This is a genomic window from Pseudomonas anatoliensis (assembly GCF_017976235.1).
GTDB lineage: Bacteria > Pseudomonadota > Gammaproteobacteria > Pseudomonadales > Pseudomonadaceae > Aquipseudomonas > Aquipseudomonas anatoliensis.
In genome coordinates this window covers 849,972-868,148 of the sequence record NZ_JACVHC010000002.1, presented here as the reverse complement: position 1 = coordinate 868,148, position 18,177 = coordinate 849,972, and the positions used below count along the sequence as shown (strand labels likewise).

General features: G+C 60.2%; 6 protein-coding genes. 1 reads left to right on the top strand and 5 read right to left on the bottom strand.

The genetic code is table 11. From position 1 onward, the window contains the following. Positions 1-106 precede the first annotated feature (106 nt). The gene (locus ICA16_RS09265; protein ID WP_210700437.1) at positions 107-13,105 is read right to left on the bottom strand and encodes a non-ribosomal peptide synthetase; all 12,999 of its coding nucleotides are present in this window, start codon (positions 13,103-13,105) and stop codon (positions 107-109) included. A gap of 366 nt (positions 13,106-13,471) precedes the next feature. On the opposite strand from ICA16_RS09265, the gene ICA16_RS09260 reads away from it, so the two are divergent. After that, positions 13,472-14,026 carry an RNA polymerase factor sigma-70 gene (locus ICA16_RS09260; RefSeq protein WP_150603391.1) on the top strand — a complete coding sequence of 185 codons (555 nt, stop codon included), beginning with the start codon at positions 13,472-13,474 and terminating at the stop codon, positions 14,024-14,026. Between the two features lie 111 nt (positions 14,027-14,137). On the opposite strand, the gene ICA16_RS09255 is transcribed toward ICA16_RS09260, so the two are convergent. The 4 genes from ICA16_RS09255 to ICA16_RS09240 all read right to left on the bottom strand — a co-directional run bounded on the left by ICA16_RS09255 (position 14,138) and on the right by ICA16_RS09240 (position 18,093). Continuing rightward, positions 14,138-15,151 (bottom strand): GNAT family N-acetyltransferase, encoded by a 1,014-nt coding sequence (locus ICA16_RS09255; RefSeq protein ID WP_210700436.1) that lies wholly within the window; start codon positions 15,149-15,151, stop codon positions 14,138-14,140. Between the two features lie 83 nt (positions 15,152-15,234). Beyond that, a complete protein-coding gene (locus ICA16_RS09250; protein WP_210553934.1) occupies positions 15,235-16,422 on the bottom strand; it encodes a hypothetical protein in 1,188 nt (395 codons plus the stop codon). A gap of 157 nt (positions 16,423-16,579) precedes the next feature. After that, the gene (locus tag ICA16_RS09245; RefSeq protein ID WP_210700435.1) at positions 16,580-17,377 is read right to left on the bottom strand and encodes a substrate-binding periplasmic protein; all 798 of its coding nucleotides are present in this window, start codon (positions 17,375-17,377) and stop codon (positions 16,580-16,582) included. A 92-nt stretch (positions 17,378-17,469) separates the two neighbouring features. Continuing rightward, the gene (locus ICA16_RS09240; RefSeq protein ID WP_150603388.1) at positions 17,470-18,093 is read right to left on the bottom strand and encodes a TetR/AcrR family transcriptional regulator; all 624 of its coding nucleotides are present in this window, start codon (positions 18,091-18,093) and stop codon (positions 17,470-17,472) included. Between the last annotated feature and the right edge of the window lie 84 nt (positions 18,094-18,177).

Below are 18,177 nucleotides of genomic sequence, written 5' to 3'. Positions count from 1 at the left end.
CGGCAGTCAATTGTCTGAAAAGCGAAAAGATCGCAGCCTGCGGCAGCTCCTACAGGGAAACGCATATTTCTCTGTAGGAGCTGCCGCAGGCTGCGATCTTTTGCTTTTAAAAACCCTCCAGCTCCGCCATCAGATCATTCAACCGATCCACCTTCTCCTCAGTGATTTCACTGGCCGCCAGCCCATCGATGTACTCGGCCAGTTCCGCAACCGTGCTGCATTCGAACATCGCTCGCAGCGGCACATCGCGTTGCAGGGTTTTCTGTACGCGCGAGGCGATCTGGGTGGCCAGCAATGAGTGCCCGCCGAGTTCGAAGAAGTTGTCGCGCACGCCAACCTGCTCGACCTTCAGCACCTCGGCCCAGATATCTGCCAGGGTTTGCTCCAGCTCGTTGCGCGGCGCCAGGTAATCATGGCTCTGCAACTGACCGATCTCCAGTGCCGGCAAGGCCTTGCGATCAAGCTTGCCGTTGGCATTGAGCGGCATCTGCGCAAGCCACAGCCAGTGCAACGGCACCATGTATTCCGGCAGTTCACTGCGCAGGCGTTGCTTGATGCGCTCCAGGCGATCGCTCGGGTTCAGGGCAGAATCCGCTGCCACCAGATAGCCGACCAGATGCTTGCCGTTGATGCCTTCCTGCACACCGACCGCCGCATCGCGAACTTCCGGTTGCTCGTGCAGACGCGCTTCGATTTCACCCAACTCGATGCGGTAACCGCGAATCTTCACCTGATGGTCGACACGACCGACGTATTCCAGCACGCCATCGCTACGGCGTCGCGCCAGGTCACCGGTGCGATACAAGCGTTCGCCCGGTGCGCCGAACGGGTTCGGCACAAACACCGGCGCGGTTCGCAGCGGATCGCTGACATAGCCGCGCCCTACCCCGGTGCCCGCCACGCACAACTCACCCACTGCGCCCAACGGCACCAGTTCCAGGGCGCCATCAAGCAGGTACAGCAAGTTGTTGTCGGTCGGCGTACCGATCGGCAAATAGCTGCCGCGAGTCGACGCCATGTCCACGCGGTAGAACGCCACGTCGTCCGAGCATTCCGCCGGACCATAAGCGTTGACCAGACCAATGTCCGGGTAACGCAGCAGCCATTGGTGCGCCAGTTCCGGCGGCATTGCTTCACCGGTCGGCAGCATCCAGCGCAGACCGTCGAGACTCAGACGATCCGAGGCGAGCATGCCCTGAATCAGCGACGGCACACTCTCCAGCACGGTAATGCCCTGGGCCTGCACATGCACCAGCAACCCTTGCGGATCGTGAGCGATGGTATTCGGCACGATGTCGACCCGTGCACCAAACAGCGGTGCAGCGAGGAACTGCCAGACCGAAATATCGAAGCTCTGCGAAGCGGTTTGCGCGATCACGTCGGCCTCGCTCAAATCGAGGTACGGCACCTTGCTCAACTGATTGTTGAGCATGCCGCGCTGCTCGACCATTACGCCTTTCGGCAGACCGGTGGAGCCGGAGGTGTAGATCACATAGGCGAGGTTGTCCGGGCCACTGTGAATGCCAGGGTTCTGCGCCGATGTCGCCAACGCTTGCACCTCTTCCCACACCAGCAAGCGTGGACGATTGGCGCAACTGAATTCATCGAGCAACGTCTGCGCCTGTTCACGGCACGCCTCGCTGCACATCAGCACTGGCGTGCGGCTCAGCTCAATGATCCGTTGCAGACGCTGACTCGGCAGACCCGGGTCCAGCGGCAAGTAACCGGCACCCGCCTTGAAGCTGCCGATGATCATGCCCAGCAAATCAAGATTACGCTCGGCCAGCAACGCCACCGGTTGATCCATTTGCACCCCGGCCGCGACCAAGGCATGGCCGAGACGGTTGGCATTCTGGTTCAGCGCCTGATAGCTCAATTGAACATCCAGGCAACTGGCGGCAATACGCTCCGGATGCGCCGCAACCTGCGCTTCGAACAGCGAAACGTAGCTCTGCTCCAACGGATAATCGTGGGCGCTCTGATTGCAACCGTGGAGCAGGAAGTCCTGCTCCTCACGGCCCAGCAACGGCAGATCGGCCATGTCGCCATGGAAACCGTCGACCAGCGCCAGCAGCAGACGCTTGAACTCGCCGAGCATGCGCTCGACCGTCGACTCGTCGAAGTAACGCTGGTCATACGACAGGTGCAGCCCAAGGTCATCGCCCGGATAACACACCGCCGTCAGCGGGAAGTTGGTGTGGGTGCGTCCCGAATCCGAGGTCGCGTTCAGGCTCTGCGCACGGTCCAGTACCGAGACTTCTACCGGCGCGTTCTCGAACACAAACAGGCTGTCGAACAGCGGTTGGCCTTTCGGCAGTTCGCTCTGCTCCTGAATGCTCACCAGCGGCAGGTATTCGTACTCGCGCAGTTGCATGTTGCTGTCGAGCAGACCGCTCAGCCACTGACGCACGCTGGTGCGCTGATAGTCCGCCGGCATCTGCACCCGCAGCGCGATACTGTTGATGAACAGGCCGACGGTGCGTTGCATTTCCGGCATCTCAACCGGACGCCCGGCAACGGTCACACCGAACAGCACGTCGCGATCACCGCTCATGCGCCGCAGCACCAGTGCCCATGCCGCTTGGGCGAAGGTATTGATGGTCAGTTGATGGGCCTGGGCCAGCTCACGCAGACGAGCACCGTCCGCAACATCGAGACGGGTGTAGCGATCACCGACGATCATGCCGCCGCTCTCGCCGGCATGTTCACGCAGGAACGGTCGGTCGCTCGGGATCGGCGTGGTGCGTTCAAACCCTTGCAGGTTTTGCTGCCACCACTGACGCGCTTCGGCAAGACTCTGACGTTGCAGCCAGCCGATGTAATCGCGATAACGCGGCGGCACGCTCAGTTGAGCTTCGCGACCTTCGCCAAGCGCGGTGTAGATCTCGAAGAAATCGTTCATCAGCAGCGAACGGCACCAGGCATCGATGAGGATGTGGTGGTTGCTCATCATGAACCAGTAACGCGCCGCGCCGACCTTGATCAGACGCAAGTGGAACGGTGCCTGACTGAGCAGATCGAACCCGGCTTCGCGCTCGCTTTTGAGCAGCGCTTGCAGCTTGGGTTCCTGCTCGGCGTCGCTGATGGCGCTCCAATCCAAGTACTCGATTGGCGTGCGCCCCGGCGTGTGAATCACTTGCAGCATGTCTTCGCCGACGTTCCAGCAGAACGAGGCACGCAACGCTTCATGACGGCCGATTACGGCTTGCCACGCTTGAGCGAAACGCTCGGGGTCGAGTTCGCTGTTGATGCGGTAGCGATCCTGCATGTAGTACAGACCGGTGCCCGGTTCGAGCAAGGTGTGCAGCAACATGCCTTCCTGCATCGGCGTCAGCGGATAGACGTCTTCAATGTGTGCGGCAGGCACCGGCAAGGCATCGAGTTGCGCCTGGGTCAGTTTCGCCAGCGGGAAGTCCGACGGCGTCAGGCCACCGGCCTCAGCTTTCAGGCAATGCTCGATCAGGCTTTGCAATTCGCCCAGGTAGGCGTCGGCCAGATCATTGATGGTCTGCGCCTCGTAACGTTCGGCGCTGAAGGTCCAGCGCAGCAGCAGTTCACCGCCGTAGACCTGACTGTCGACGCTCAACTCGTTCGGCAACGGCGCCTGCGGATCGTGGGCCGCGCCGACCGGTTCATCCAGCGGATGGAACAGCGCATCGCTGGCGAAACTCTGGTCGAACTGGCCAAGGTAGTTGAAGGTGATCGGCGCATTCGGCAGCGCGGCCATGCTGCGTTGGCTGAGGTCATCCGCCAGATAACGCAGCACGCCATAACCCAGGCCTTTGTGCGGCACGGCGCGCAACTGCTCCTTGATCGCCTTGATCGAAGCGCCCTGCCCGGCGGCTTCTTCGATGTTGTGCGGGGTCAGGCGCAATGGATAGGCGCTGGTGAACCAGCCGACGGTGCGGGTCAGGTCGATCTCGTCGAACAGGGTTTCGCGGCCGTGGCCTTCCAGTTGAATCAGCGCCGAAGACTGACCGCTCCAGCGGCACAGCACACGGGCCAACGCGGTCAGCAGCAGATCGTTGACCTGCGTGCGATAAGCACTTGGCGCCTGTTGCAGCAATTGTCGGGTGCGCTCGGCATCGAGGCGCACGCTGACGGTTTGCGCGTGGCGATGCTGCTGGCCGCCCTGTGGGTTTTCGCAGGGCAGATCAGCGCTCGGACCGGCCAGTTGGGTCTGCCACCAGTTGAGTTCTTCGCGCAGTGATTCGCTCCCGGCGTAAGCCTGCAGGCGTGCCGCCCAATCCTTGAAGGCACTGGTTTTCGCCGGCAGTTTCACCGACTGCCCGGCGTCGAGCTGGCGATACACGGTTTGCAGATCGTCAAGCAAGACACGCCAAGAGACACCGTCGACCACCAAGTGATGAATGGCGATGAACAGGCGTTGCTGAGCGTGCGGGCCATCGACCAGCAAGGCACGCAGCAGCGGACCGTTTTCCAGATCAAGACTGCGTTGAGCATCGGCGAACAGCGCCTCGCACTTGTCCATCGACGCGACGCGTACTGACGACAAAACAACGGCATCCGAAACCGGTTGATGTACCGCTTGCCACTGACCGCCCACCTCGGTGAAGCGCAGACGCAGGGCGTCGTGCTGCTCGATCACCGCCAGTAGCGCTCGCTCAAGAAGCTGCCGCTCCAGCGCAGTAGTCGGTCCCAGCAACAACGCCTGGTTCCAGTGCTGACGCTGAGGAATATCGGTGTCGAAGAACCAGTGCTGAATCGGCGTCAGACGCGATTCGCCAGCTACCAGACCTTGCTCGGCTGTCACCAGCTCGGTGCGGCTGGCCACAGCGGCGAGGGTCTGCACGGTCTGGTGCTGGAACAGATCACGCGGACTGAAATGAATGCCCTGCTGACGCGCGCGGCTGACCACTTGAATCGACAGAATGGAATCGCCACCCAGCTCGAAGAAGTTGTCGTTGAGGCCGACCTGTTCGACGTTGAGCACTTCGCACCAGATCTGCGCCAGGGTTTGTTCGAGCTCGTTGCTCGGCGCCACGTAGTCCTGACGGTTCAGTTCGGGGTCCGGCGCCGGCAGTGCGCGACGATCCAGTTTGCCGTTGGCGGTGAGCGGCATGCTTGCCAGTAGAATCAGGTGGGTCGGCACCATGTAATCCGGCAGTTGAGCCTTGAGGTGCGTCTTCAGTGCTTCGCGCAGTTGAGCTTGTTCAGCCTCGCTGTGCTCGGCAATCTCGGTGACAAGGTAGCCAACCAGTTGTTTGCCGCTCGGCGCATCCAGCGCCAGCACCACCGCTTCGCGAATCGAATCGTGATCAAGAAGACGCGTTTCGATTTCACCAAGTTCGATACGGAAACCACGGATTTTCACCTGATGGTCGATCCGCCCCAGGTACTCGACCAGACCGTCGGCACGCTGGCGAACCAGGTCGCCAGTGCGATACATGCGTCCGCCATCAGCGGCAAACGGGTCAGCGACAAAACGTTCGGCCGTGATACCCGGACGGTCGTGATAAGCCTGCGCCAGACCCGCGCCGCCGACAAACAATTCACCGGTCGCGCCTTGCGGCACCAACGCCAGATCGGCGTCGAGAATGTACGCCACGCGAGCGCCGATCACGCTGCCGATCGGCACACTGCCGGCGCCCTCTTCGAGCACGTCCGGGGCCAGACTGGCTAGCGGCATGACCACGGTTTCGGTCGGGCCATAGGCGTTGAAGAACAGGCTCGGCTTGAACGCCGCACGAATGCGTTGCAGGTGTTCGCCGGTCAGCGCTTCGCCGCCGGTGATGATCATCCGCACCGGCAGAATGTCGTTTTGCGTGGCGAGGAACTGCGCCAACTGGCTGCCGTAGCTCGGGGTGAAACCCAGGACGTTGATGCGATGGGTGCGGATCAGCCCGCAGATTTCTTCGGCGTCCCACTGACCTTGCGCCCGCAACACCACCTGCGCGCCGCTGAGCAGTGGCACCAGCAAGCGCTCGGTCGCAGCATCGAAGTTGATCGAATAGAAGTGCAACTCGCAGTCGTCAGGGCGCATGCCGAAACGCTCGATAACGGCTTGGCAATGCATGGCGATTTCGCCGTGGGACACCACCACGCCTTTCGGTTTACCGGTCGAACCCGAGGTGTAAATCAGGTAGGCCTGATGCTGCGGCAGACTGATAAATGGCAACTCGGTGGCCGGGAAATCGGCCAGTGCGGCGCTGTCCTCTTCCAGGCACCAACTCGCCACGCTCGACGGCAGATCACCGAGCGCGTTGAACATCGCGCGGTCGCTGAGCAGCAGACCGATGCGGCTGTCTTCAATCATGTAATGCAAACGGTCGAGCGGGTATTCCGGATCGAGCGGCACATAAGCGCCGCCAGCCTTGAGGATCGCCAGCAGGCCGATGACCATCTCCAGCGAACGCTCGAGCGCCAGACCCACGCGCACTTGCGGGCCAACGCCGCGCTCACGCAGAGCCCAAGCCAGACGATTGGCGCGGGCGTCGAGTTCGGCGTAGCTCAAGGTCTGGCCGGCGAACGTCAGGGCTGGCGCATCTTTGCGCAGCAGTGCTTGCTCGGCGAACAGGTGATGAATGCACTGATCGAGACGATGCTCGCCCGGCTCGACGCCGAGGCTGTCGAGCAGGCGCTGTTGCTCCGGCGCGTCCAGCAGCGGCAGTTCGCTGAGGCGTTGTTGCGGGTCGGCGATCAGCGCTTCCAGAAGGTTGCGCCAATGCCCGGCCATGCGCGCAATGGTCGGCTCATCGAACAGATCAGTGCTGTACGTCAGGCAGCAGCCCAGGCGATGGTCGAGGTCGGTGACCTCCAGGTTGAGATCGAACTTGGTCGCCCGCGCATCGTTGGCCAGGTACTCGACGGTCATGCCGGCGAGCATACGGCTCTGCTGGAATTCCCAGCGCTGCACGTTGCACATCACCTGAAACAGCGGGTTGTAAGCGGCGCTGCGCGGTGGCTGCAAGGCTTCAACCAGATGATCGAACGGCAGATCCTGATGGGACTGCCCTTCGATCACGGTGTGGCGCACCTGCTCGAACAACTCGCCGACCGACATCTGCCCGTCGAGCTGGCAACGCAGCACCTGAGTGTTGAGGAACGCGCCGATCAGCCCTTCGCTTTCCGGGCGGATACGGTTGGCCACCGGTGCGCCGATGCGCAGATCGGTCTGGCCGCTATAGCGGTAAAGCAGCGTGGCGAGTGCGGCGGTCATGGTCATGAACAGGGTCAGACCGTTTTGCGCATTGAACGCCCGGACCCGCGCGGCGACGTCATCACTGAGGTCGAAACGGAACAGCTCACCCTGATGGCTCTGCACCGGTGGACGCGGGCGGTCACCCGGCAATTCCAGCAACGGATGTTCGCGGCCCAGTTGCGCGGTCCAGTAGTCGAGTTGACGCTGACGCTCGCCGGACTCCAGCCAGTTGCGCTGCCAGACGCTGTAGTCGAGGTACTGCACCGGCAACGACTCCAGCGGCGATTCGCGATCATCGACGAACGCTTCGTACAACGCGCTGAGTTCACGGGCAAAAATGTCCATCGCCCAGCCTTCGGTGACGATGTGATGCAGGGTCAGGACGAAGTAATGCTCATGCTCGGCAGTCTTGACCAGACAGGCACGCAGCAGCGGACCGGTTTCCAGGTCGAACGGCAGATGCGCTTCTTCGTCGGCCAGTTGCTGGACTTTTTGCTCACGCAGGTCAGCCGCGAGTGTCGAGAAATCTTTCCAGCCCATGCGCACGCCAGTCTCGGCGTGCACCTGCTGACGGGCCACGCCATCGACACTTGGGAATGTCGTGCGCAGGGTTTCGTGGCGCAGAATCAGCGCTTGCAATGCCGCCTCGAAATGCTCGACATGCAACACGCCACGCAGACGCGCCATGCCGCCGACGTTGTACGCTGGGCTGTCCGGTTCCATCTGCCAGAGGAACCACATGCGCTGTTGCGAGTAGGACAACGGCACGGGTTGGCTGCGGTCGACCTTTTCAATCGGCGGCTGTTTGTTAGTGCGACCGCTGACCTGGATCAGACGGATCTGTTCGGCGAAATCACCGAGCTCACTGTGTTCGAACAACGCGCGCAACGGCAATTCGACGTCGCAAGCCTGACGGGTGCGCGAGATGATTTGCGTGGCCAGCAGCGAATGACCGCCGAGGGCAAAGAAATCGTCGCGCAGGCCGACTTGCGCCAGGCCCAGCACTTCGCGCCAGATGGCGGCGATCTTTTGCTCAAGTTCAGTGACCGGCTCGACATGCTCACGCACTTGCCATTGCGGCTCGGGCAAGGCGCGGCGGTCGAGTTTGCCGCTCGGGCTCAGCGGCATTGCGTCAAGGCGCATCAATTGCGCCGGGACCATGTATTCCGGGAGTTCGGCGGCGAGTGCGGTTTTCAGCCGGGCGATTTGCGCGTCCTGGTCTGCGCTGGCATCGGTCGCCGTGAAGTAGCCGATCAGTTGCGCACCGCCAGCGGTTTCACGCACCAGCACCACGGCTTGGGCAACGCCGTCCTGTGCCAGCAAGCGTGCTTCGATTTCTTCCGGTTCGACGCGAAAGCCGCGCAGTTTGACCTGCTGATCGAGACGGCCGAGGTATTCGATCACGCCATCGGCAGACCAGCGTGCACGGTCACCGGTGCGGTACAAGCGAGCACCCTGCTCGCCCAATGGATCGACCACAAACCGTTCGGCGGTCAGCGCCGGGCGACCTAGATAACCACGCGCCAGACCGATACCGCTGATGCACAGCTCGCCGGGTACGCCCGCAGGTACAGGATTGAGGTCTGCGTCGAGCACGCGACACACCACATTGCCCAGCGGTCGGCCAATGGGCGAGCGCTCGCCATCAGCGGCAGTGCAATGCCAGTGGGTGACGTTGATCGCGGTTTCAGTCGGGCCATAGCGGTTGTGCAGTTGCACTGCCGGCAGTTGCGCCAGCACGCGGTTGCGCAACTCGGCTGGCAAGGCTTCGCCGCCGGAGAACACCCGGCGCAGGCTGGTGCATTCGCTGCTGAGCGGCTCGTCGATGAACAGCGAGAGCAGCGGCGGCACGAAGTGCAATGTGGTCACGCCATATTGCTGAACCAGTTGCGCGATGCGATGCGGATCACGGTGTTCGCCCGGTGCGGTAATCAGCAGGCGCGCACCCGTGATCAACGGCCAGAAGCATTCCCACACCGACACGTCAAAACTGATCGGCGCTTTTTGCATCAGCACGTCGCTGTCGTTCAGGCGATAAGTGTTCTGCATCCATTGCAGACGTTCAGCCAATGCCGCGTGGGTGTTGCCGACGCCTTTCGGTTGACCGGTGGAACCGGAGGTATAAATCACGTAGGCGAGGTTGTCGCCGTGCAGGTGCAGACCCGGCGCATGGCTTGGCCAGTTCTCCAGATGCAGGGCATCCATGGCGATGCCGCTGACGCCATCGCTGGCCGGCAAGCGGTCGAGCAATGCGGTTTGCGTCAGCAGCAATTCGACGCCGCTGTCGCTGAGCATGTAGGCCAGACGCTCGGCCGGGTAATCCGGATCGAGCGGCACATAAGCGCCGCCTGCCTTGATGACCGCCAGCAGGCCGATCAGCAGTTGCGGCGAACGCTCGGCCGCGATGGCCACGCAGACATCCGGGCCGACACCCTTGTCGCGCAAGTAATGCGCCAGTCGATTGGATTGAGCATGTAGTTCGGCGAAATCGAGACTGCCGCCCTCCCACACCAGCGCGGTACGTTGCGGGGTCAGGCGCAGTTGTTCGTTGAGCAGTTCCGGCAGCCATTGCTCAGCCTTGGCACAAGGGGCGCGGCTCCAGTCTGATTGCAGTTCGCTTTCGCTGGCAGTCAACAGTTGCAGATCGCCGATGGCATGGTGCGGACGCTCGCAGGCATCTCGCAGAAGATTGCTGAAATGCTCCGCCAGCCGCCCGATGGTCGCGGCGTCGAACAGCTCGTCGGCATAGTCGAAGGACAAGGTCAGGCGCCCGTTGCGGTCTTCTTCGCTGTGCAATTGCAGATCGAACTTGGCCTCGCGGCTGTGCCACGGCAACTCTTCGGCGAGTAGACCGGGCAGGCGTTTGAGTGCGCTGAGGTCGCGTTGCTGATGGTTGAACATGACCTGGAACAAACCCTGTTCGCGGGCCTGCGGGAAGGCTTCGAGCAGTTGTTCGAACGGCAGGTCCTGATGGGCTTGTGCGCCGAGTGCAGCCTCGCGGGTTTGCGCCAGCAACTCGGTGAACGACAGGCGTGAATCGACGTCCGCGCGCAGCACCTGAGTGTTGATGAAGAAGCCGATCAGGCCTTGGGTTTCCAGCCGTGGACGGTTGGCATTGGGCACGCCAATGCGAATATCGCGTTGACCGCTATAACGGTGCAACAGGCTCTGGAACGCCGCGAGCAACAGCATGAACGGTGTGGCATCGTGCGCTTGGGCAGTCTGGCGAATGGTTTCGCTGAGGCTGATGCTCAGACGTACGCTGTGGCGCGAGGCGCTTAGAAGTTGCTGGGCAGCTCGCGGATGATCGGTGGCCAGCTCCAGCGTCGGATGCTCATCGCCCAACTGCGTTTTCCAGTAGGTCAGTTGCCGCTCGCCCTCGCCTTGCGCCAGCCATTGGCGCTGCCAACTGCCGTAGTCGGCGTACTGGGTTGGCAATGCCGCGAGCTCGGTGCTCTGGCCCTGGGAAGCGGCGGCGTACAGGCGCGAGAATTCATCGATCAACACGTTCAGCGACCAGCCGTCGGCGATGATGTGGTGCATCGTCACCAGCAGTTGATGGTCTTCGTCATCAAGGCGAATCAGCCTCACCCTGAGTAGCGGGCCTTTTTCCAGATCGAACCGGGTGCGCGCTTCGTCCTCACGGATTTGCTCAGCGCGAGCTTCACGTTCATGGGTTGGCAGGTCGCTGATGTCGACCAGTTGCAGGTTGAATTCAGCCGCAGCATCGACTTGTTGCAGTGCCACGCCGTCGCGTTCAAAGAAGCGCGTGCGCAGGGATTCGTGGCGTTCGATCAGTTGCTGGAAGCTTGCGCGCAAAGCATCTTCGTCGAGCTCGCCGCGCAGACGCAGCGCCCCCGGAATGTTGTAGGCGCTGCTTTGCGGATCCAGTTGCCAGGTGATCCACAAGCGATTTTGCGCCAGCGATTGTGGCATTGGCTCCGTACGCGACAGCGCGTTGATTGTGCCTTGAACACTTGCGCCATTCTGCTGCTCCAGGGCCACGGCAGCGGCGAAGGCGGACAGCGTCGGCGCTTCGAAAAGCAGGCGCAGGCTCAGCGCCAGACCGAGCTCTTCGCGCACCCGGGCGATCACTTGGGTGGCGGCAATCGAGTTGCCACCGAGCAGGAAGAAGTGATCGTCAGCATTGACCTGTTTGACGTTCAGTTGTTCGGCCCAGATTTTGCCGATCAAGGCTTCGAGCTCGGAACCTTGCAGGGTCGATTCGACACCTTGCACTTCATCTGAAGGGAACACCGCATAGCTGTCGAGGCTGCCATCGGCCAGGCGATTACGGCAGGCCGAACGCTGCAATTTGCCGCTGGAGGTTTTCGGCAATGCGCCCGGATTGAGCAACACCACCACGCTCGGTGCTTGCTGATAACCCTCGGCCACCGCTTGGCGGATAGCTTTGATCAGCGCTTCTGGCGGCAGAATTTTCTGCACACTGCGGCTGATCTCCGCCGCGATACCGATGCCTTCTTCGCCGTCCTGAGTCACCGCAAATGCCGCGACCCGGCCCTTGCGTACCACTTCCACTTCGCTCTCGACCGTCTTCTCGATGTCCTGCGGATAGAGGTTATGGCCGCGCACGATCAACATGTCTTTCAGGCGACCGGTGATAAACAGTTCGCCGTTACGCATGAAACCCAGGTCACCGGTGCGCAGCCAGGTGCGGCCGGCGTGCTGGACGAAAGTCTTGGCGCTGGCCTCGGGGTTGCGCCAGTAACCGTGAGCGATGCTCGGGCCAGCCGCCCAGACTTCGCCGACGGCATTGTCGGCGAGTTCTTCCAGACGGGTTGGCTCAACGATCAGCACCGCGTGTTCTGGCTGGCTGATGCCGCAACTCATGATCGCGCTGCCGTCGCCCGGCTCTGCACGGTTTTGCGCCAGCGCCTGATCGTCCACGCGCAGCGCAGGAATGCCCTTGCCGCGCGGCGTGCCGGCGACGAACAGCGTGGCCTCGGCCAGACCGTACGAAGCCATGAAACTGTCGGCACTGAAACCACACGCCGCGAATTTTTCGGCGAAGCGTTCGTTGGTGTCGAGACGGATCGGTTCGGAGCCGGAATAGGCCACGCGCCAGCGACTCAGGTCGAGACGTTCAAGCGCCGATTCACTGACCCGCTCGCTGCACAAGCGATAGGCGAAATCCGGCCCGCCGCTGATGGTGCCGCCGTATTGGCTGATCGCTTCGAGCCAGCGCAGTGGCCGGCCGAGGAAGTACGCCGGCGACATCAGGATGCACGGCACACCGCTGAAAATCGGCTGCAACAGACCGCCGATCAAACCCATGTCGTGGTACAGCGGCAGCCAGCTGACGATGACGTCATCGGGGTTCACGTCGATGCCAAAACCGTGGCGAATCAGCAGCTCGTTGGCGACCAGATTGCCGTGGCTGACCTGCACGCCTTTGGGCAGCGCGGTGGAGCCTGAGGTGTATTGCAGGAATGCAATGTGATCGGCCGGCAGAGTCGGCTCAACCCAGCGCTCAGCCAAAGCGCTGTCGAGGGTATCGACGCACAACAGCGGCGGTGCGCCTTCGATCTGTTGCAAGGCATCGCGCAAGTCGGCGCTGGTCAGTAGCAGGCGCGGTTCGGCGTCGGCAATGATCGACAGCAGGCGCTCTTGATGATGACGGCGGGCCGATTCCGGTGGATAGGCCGGCACCGCGATCACCCCGGCATACAGGCAACCAAAAAACGCCGCAACGTAATCCGGGCCACTTGGGAACAGCAGCACCGCGCGATCAGCAAATTCGGCCTCGGCCTGCAACGCAGCGGCAATGGTGCGCGCGCGTTGGTCCAGTTCGCGATAGCTGAGGACCACAGCCTGCTCTTCGTTTTCGGCAAGAAAACGCAAGGCCAGTCGATCCGGCGTCAGGGCCGCGCGGCGCTGGAGGGCGTGGACCAGGGTGCTGGGGAGTTCGAACGCGTCGGTCATGAGGTTTCCTGCCTGAATTCGGCTTGCTAGTGGAATCGGGTTGCTGCGACACGCCCTCGCAGGGCATGCAGGGCGCGGTCTACGCCGACCGCGCAAGGCATGGGAATGCTGTCTGGCCGGGAGCCTTTATCCGGAACCATTCACCAATGAGAACGGATGACGTCTTGAAATAATTAGTCGGCAGGCTGGATCGCTAATGGGGCTGGGGTGCGGCGGCGTGTCGCAGTTCTCAGATCGCACCCATTCAATGGATTGTTTCTCTTTCTCATTTGACAATCATTATCATTCAACATAATTTGTCGCTCGATGTGTAGGGCAGCCCGCCCCCAGGCGCCCCACTAACCTATTGGCAGTAAGGTGATTTCCATGACGGAACAAGTATCCACAAGCAGGTGCGATTCACCGCTACTTCAGGCATTCGTCGACAACCGACTGATTCTGGTCAAGATTGCAGCACGCATTACCGGCTGCCGGTCACGCGCCGAAGATGTGGTGCAAGATGCGTTTTTCCGACTGCAGTCGGCACCGCCGATCACCTCGTCGATCAAGGCGCAATTGAGTTATCTGTTCCAGATCGTGCGCAACCTTGCGATCGATCACTACCGCAAACAGGCGCTGGAACAGAAGTACTCCGGCCCTGAGGAGGAAGGGTTGAACGTGGTCATTCAGGGTGCTTCGCCGGAAACCTCGCACATCAATTTCTCGACGCTGGAAAACATCGCCGATGCGCTGACCGAGCTACCGAGTCGCACGCGCTATGCATTCGAGATGTATCGCCTGCATGGTGTGCCGCAGAAGGACATCGCCAAGGAGCTTGGCGTGTCGCCGACCCTGGTCAATTTCATGATCCGTGATGCGCTGGTGCACTGCCGCAAGGTGTCGAGCAGCCGTCGGGATCCGGTGGCTGTGGGTCGGCGTTAAGACCCAGTTGTCCGCACAAAAAAGATCGCAGCCTTCGGCAGCTCCTACACGGGTTTCGCGTTAACCCTGTAGGAGCTGCCGAAGGCTGCGATCTTTTGCTTTAAGGCAATATCAAGCCAGCTTGCACCGATCAAAAAACCGCTCACGCCCCAACATCATCAGCGCTGCACGTTTGTGCGGGAAGTCGAACTCTTTTTCGCAATGGAAGCACTGGTTCTGCATGTAGCCGATCATCTTCGCGTTGTCGGCGCGCGGTTCGGCGACCACTCGCTGAGTGCGCGGATCATCCAGAAACAGGTAATGCACCAGCGCCGATAACCAACTCGCCACTTTGTGCGGGCCGCGGTGATCCTCCTCACCTACCAACATATGAATGCCACGGTCGTAATTGTCGGCATCGTAGAACGGCGCGATGCGATCTTCCTTGGCCCAATAGGCTTCGAAATAGGCAAATGGCTGATCATCGAAACAGCCGATCAAGGTCAGCGTGTGCGGATCGGCGTCGAGTTTGCTGAGGTATTCGCGATGCTTTTCGAGACTGCCCTGTTCGTCCCAGAAACTGGCGACTCGCGGGTTGTTCTGCCAGCGATTGAAGCGCGGCAGGTCGTCTTCGATCTGGACCGTGCGCAGAGAAATCCAGGCGCCGAGGCGCGCATCGAAACGTCGATAGACTTCACCGCGCGGCTTCACCGGTCTTAAAGGATGGCGCTTGCCAGCGCTAATCTTCATTTGTTGCGGATAGCAGCCGGTCAGAGACGTGCCGAGCCACGGTTGCGGTAACTGCCAGAACAGCGTGCGCTCGCAGCGGTATTCGCCGGTCACTTCAGTGTTCACCAACAGACCGCTGAGCAAGGCTTCGGTCGGCGGCTGGTCGAGTTGCCAGGTCAATTGCTGGCACGCCGGATCGCGCGCGAACAGCCAATAACAGGCTGCCCACAGGGCTTGCCCCGGCGGCAAGGCGAAGCGTTCATCGATATGGATCGGGCCCTTGGCCTCGCGATCAAGGCGCAGGCGAATCAGCGGCTGCCCGTCCAGGCTCAGGCTCAAACGGCTTTCGGTTGCATCGGCTACCAACTGGCTGCCCGAAGGCAGGGCCAGGGCAGTCAGGTCATTCAGATTGGACATGGGTCGGGCTCACGATAATCGTCGACAGTTAAACGATGTGACGTGAGCCGAGGGCAAAAAATTAAGCTCATTTGCAAAAAGACTTAAACTTCGTTCCCTGACAACATTTCCTTCAAGCGAATACGGGTTACGTCGTAATCATTCCCGGCGACAGAATTAACATGACTGACCAGTCGCAGTTGCACAGTGCTGGAGTTGGCAATGAAGGTACTACCCACTGTGATCCATTCCGGCGATAGAAGAGGTGTCGGTTCTACAATGATCGACTGATCGCTTTCCAACGACAGTTTTGGCGCCGGATTAGCCGGACTATTCCTGCGAAGTTGCAGAGTAAATTCATAACTACGGCCCGGCTGCAGATACTTATAATCCTTGAACAGGTGAATACCGTTGTTGGGACTTGTATATCCCCAATTCCATAGATAGTGTCCAGTCTTGTCACTCTTCACAATGAGATCTAACGGATCCGCCGCGGCAGGTCCTTTCTTCCAACTGTTCCACCCCGTCAGGTCGAAATCTGTGAAGTCGTCGAGTAACTGATGCTCGCGCTGACGAATCTTGTGAGTCGTACGCGGAAGTTCCTGAGCAGTCTCAATATCTGATTGACCGCCATAGGCGAGAAAGCATTCAACTGTCAATGCTGAATAATCATCCAGGCCAAACAACCATCCGCGAGGAATAGTCAACTTGACACCCTCGACAAGATGACGCTCCTCAATCTCTTCCGCCTCCAGGAGCGTAAGCACTGTCTCGGACGGGTCAGCATGCAGGCCCGCAACACGAACCCACATCTTCTGACCCACGGCGAAAAAAGGTGGGGGGGCTAATGTGACTATCGCATCATGCGAAAGACTGCGCAGGTCCAGCACTTTATCCCCTTCGATTAGAGTCACATCTGGAAGTGCCGGGGCAGGGAGATCAGACATATCCAGATATTGCACCTGGAGTTCAAGCTTCTGTGATTCCCATGAGGTATTGCCTCGAGAAACCTCATACCAGACAAAAAGGGTTTTACCGATGCAGGCACCGATCGTGCAGGCAAGAATCCCGAAATCAACGCTTCCACTTTCATTACCTTGTTTTTCCTCGAAAGTGGGAACCCCTATACCTGCCGGCCCCTCGCAATGAAAAATAATGGTATCGGTCTTCTCCATCTTATATTTGACGGTCGCTGTTGCCCCGTCAAAAGCGTCCATTGGATAGAGCGTATTATTAGTAAGCGCTTCTTTTACTTCCGGGACTGGTAAATCCATTTCCATGAAATGTGTCATTACTCAAACTCCTGCAAGATAAGGTCGTACACCGAGAGTCAGGTACGATCACGATTCAAACAGGAATAATCTGCCCCAACCACTGTCAGGTCTGACAGGTTAAAAAGCCTTCGCTGGGTGGTAGGCTGGCATGTTCAGAGTACCAACAGCATCTCTGTCAGTGATCATGCACCGGCACCACGGCAATCCGATAAGGATCGAAGATTTTCAGCATTTCGCCATTGTCGCGCAGGCCTTGCAGCAACTTGCTGAACGCTTCGCCGGTTATCGGCGCGGCCGGACGCAGGATGGCGTAATGGTGATAGACCTGATCGATGCGCTGGGACACCAGCAATTCATCGCGCACCTTCTCGTTGCGCAGCAGGTAGTCACTCAAGTACGAACGGGTCACCAGCGCAATATCCGCGCGTCCGCGTAGCACCATCAACAGGTTGCTGTCGTGGGAATAGGTCAGCGTGGCCTTGAAGTTTTGCGCGAGGAATTTCGGGTCGGCATTGAAGTTGGCGAACTCGTAGTGATAGCCACTGAACAGCGCCAGACGCTTGCCGCTCAGGTCGGCAAAATAGTTCTGCTGCCGGCCGTCTTCGCGTTGCGCGACAAAAATCTCGGCATCCTCAAGCCCCATGTCGACGTCGTTGTGAGGGATTTCCTTCCAGCCCCACTCAGGGTTCTCGAAGATCGCCATGTCGATCCGGCCCTGCTTGAAATCACCGAAACGGCGCGGAATCGAAGTTGGCACGAGGACGAACTGATAGTCGCTTTGCAGCCGGTTCAAGGCCTCGACCATCTGAGGCAACAGACCGGTGTCGGCACCGTTTTCGGGGCGAACGGTATAAGGCGGAAAGTGCGCTGCACCAACCCGAACCAATTGCGCTGCCTGAGCGGGCAATACCCATAATGCAGCCAGCGCTGCGAGCAATAACCTCGCGGCGGTCCGACTTGGCAAAGACTTCAAAACACCCCACTCCCCGAAAAAATACCGATCAATGCATTCAAGCTAGGCGGTTTCGCCCAGTTAGCCAGTTTCCCGGCCCGATAGAAAGCGCTTCAACGCTCTTCAAGCACCAGAATCAGCGCCTCATCAGCCAACTGATCAAGACTCAGACTGCCGCCGGCACGGAACCAGGTGGTGGTCCAGGACAGGGCACCGGTGAGGAAACGCCGCGTGACAAATACGTCCCCACGAATGAACCCGGCCTCCTTGGCTTCACCGAGCACCTGTAGCCAGATTTCTTCATAGACATCGCGCAAGGCGAGAACCTTGGCCTGGCCTTCTTCGGACAACGAGCGCCATTCATAGACCAGCACCGCCATGGCTTCGCCGCTGCCGCCCATGATCGATTGCAATTCACAGCGAATCAGCGCCAATACGCGCTCGCGCACATTGGTCGCATCGGCGAGCGCCGCGCGCATCAATGCGGTGTTATAGCGGATGGTTTCTTCCATCACCGCACGGAGAATTTCGTCCTTGCTTTTGAAGTGATGAAAAATGCTCCCCGACTGAATACCCACCGCGCCGGCCAGATCGCGCACCGTAGTACGCTCATAACCTTTGTTGCGGAACAGGTGAGCCGCCACTTGCAGCAGTTTGCCGCGGGCGCTGTCCGGGTCGGTCAACTGGCCTTGGTCGACCAATTCGCGCATGACCCTCAGGGCTTTTTGCTCGTCCACCCGTTCTCTCCTACAGTCGATCAGTCTGTTGCCCCCTGAAACCGCAGGGTTGCGCGCAATTTAAGCCGCCAACGACAACCAAGC

Bases quoted from the DNA above. Each gene is read 5' to 3' on its own strand.
- ICA16_RS09265 (WP_210700437.1), bottom strand. From the start codon at position 13,105: ATGACCGACGCGTTCGAACTCCCCAGCACCCTGGTCCACGCCCTCCAG.
- ICA16_RS09255 (WP_210700436.1), bottom strand. From the start codon at position 15,151: ATGTCCAATCTGAATGACCTGACTGCCCTGGCCCTGCCTTCGGGCAGC.
- ICA16_RS09250 (WP_210553934.1), bottom strand. From the start codon at position 16,422: ATGACACATTTCATGGAAATGGATTTACCAGTCCCGGAAGTAAAAGAA.
- ICA16_RS09260 (WP_150603391.1), top strand. From the start codon at position 13,472: ATGACGGAACAAGTATCCACAAGCAGGTGCGATTCACCGCTACTTCAG.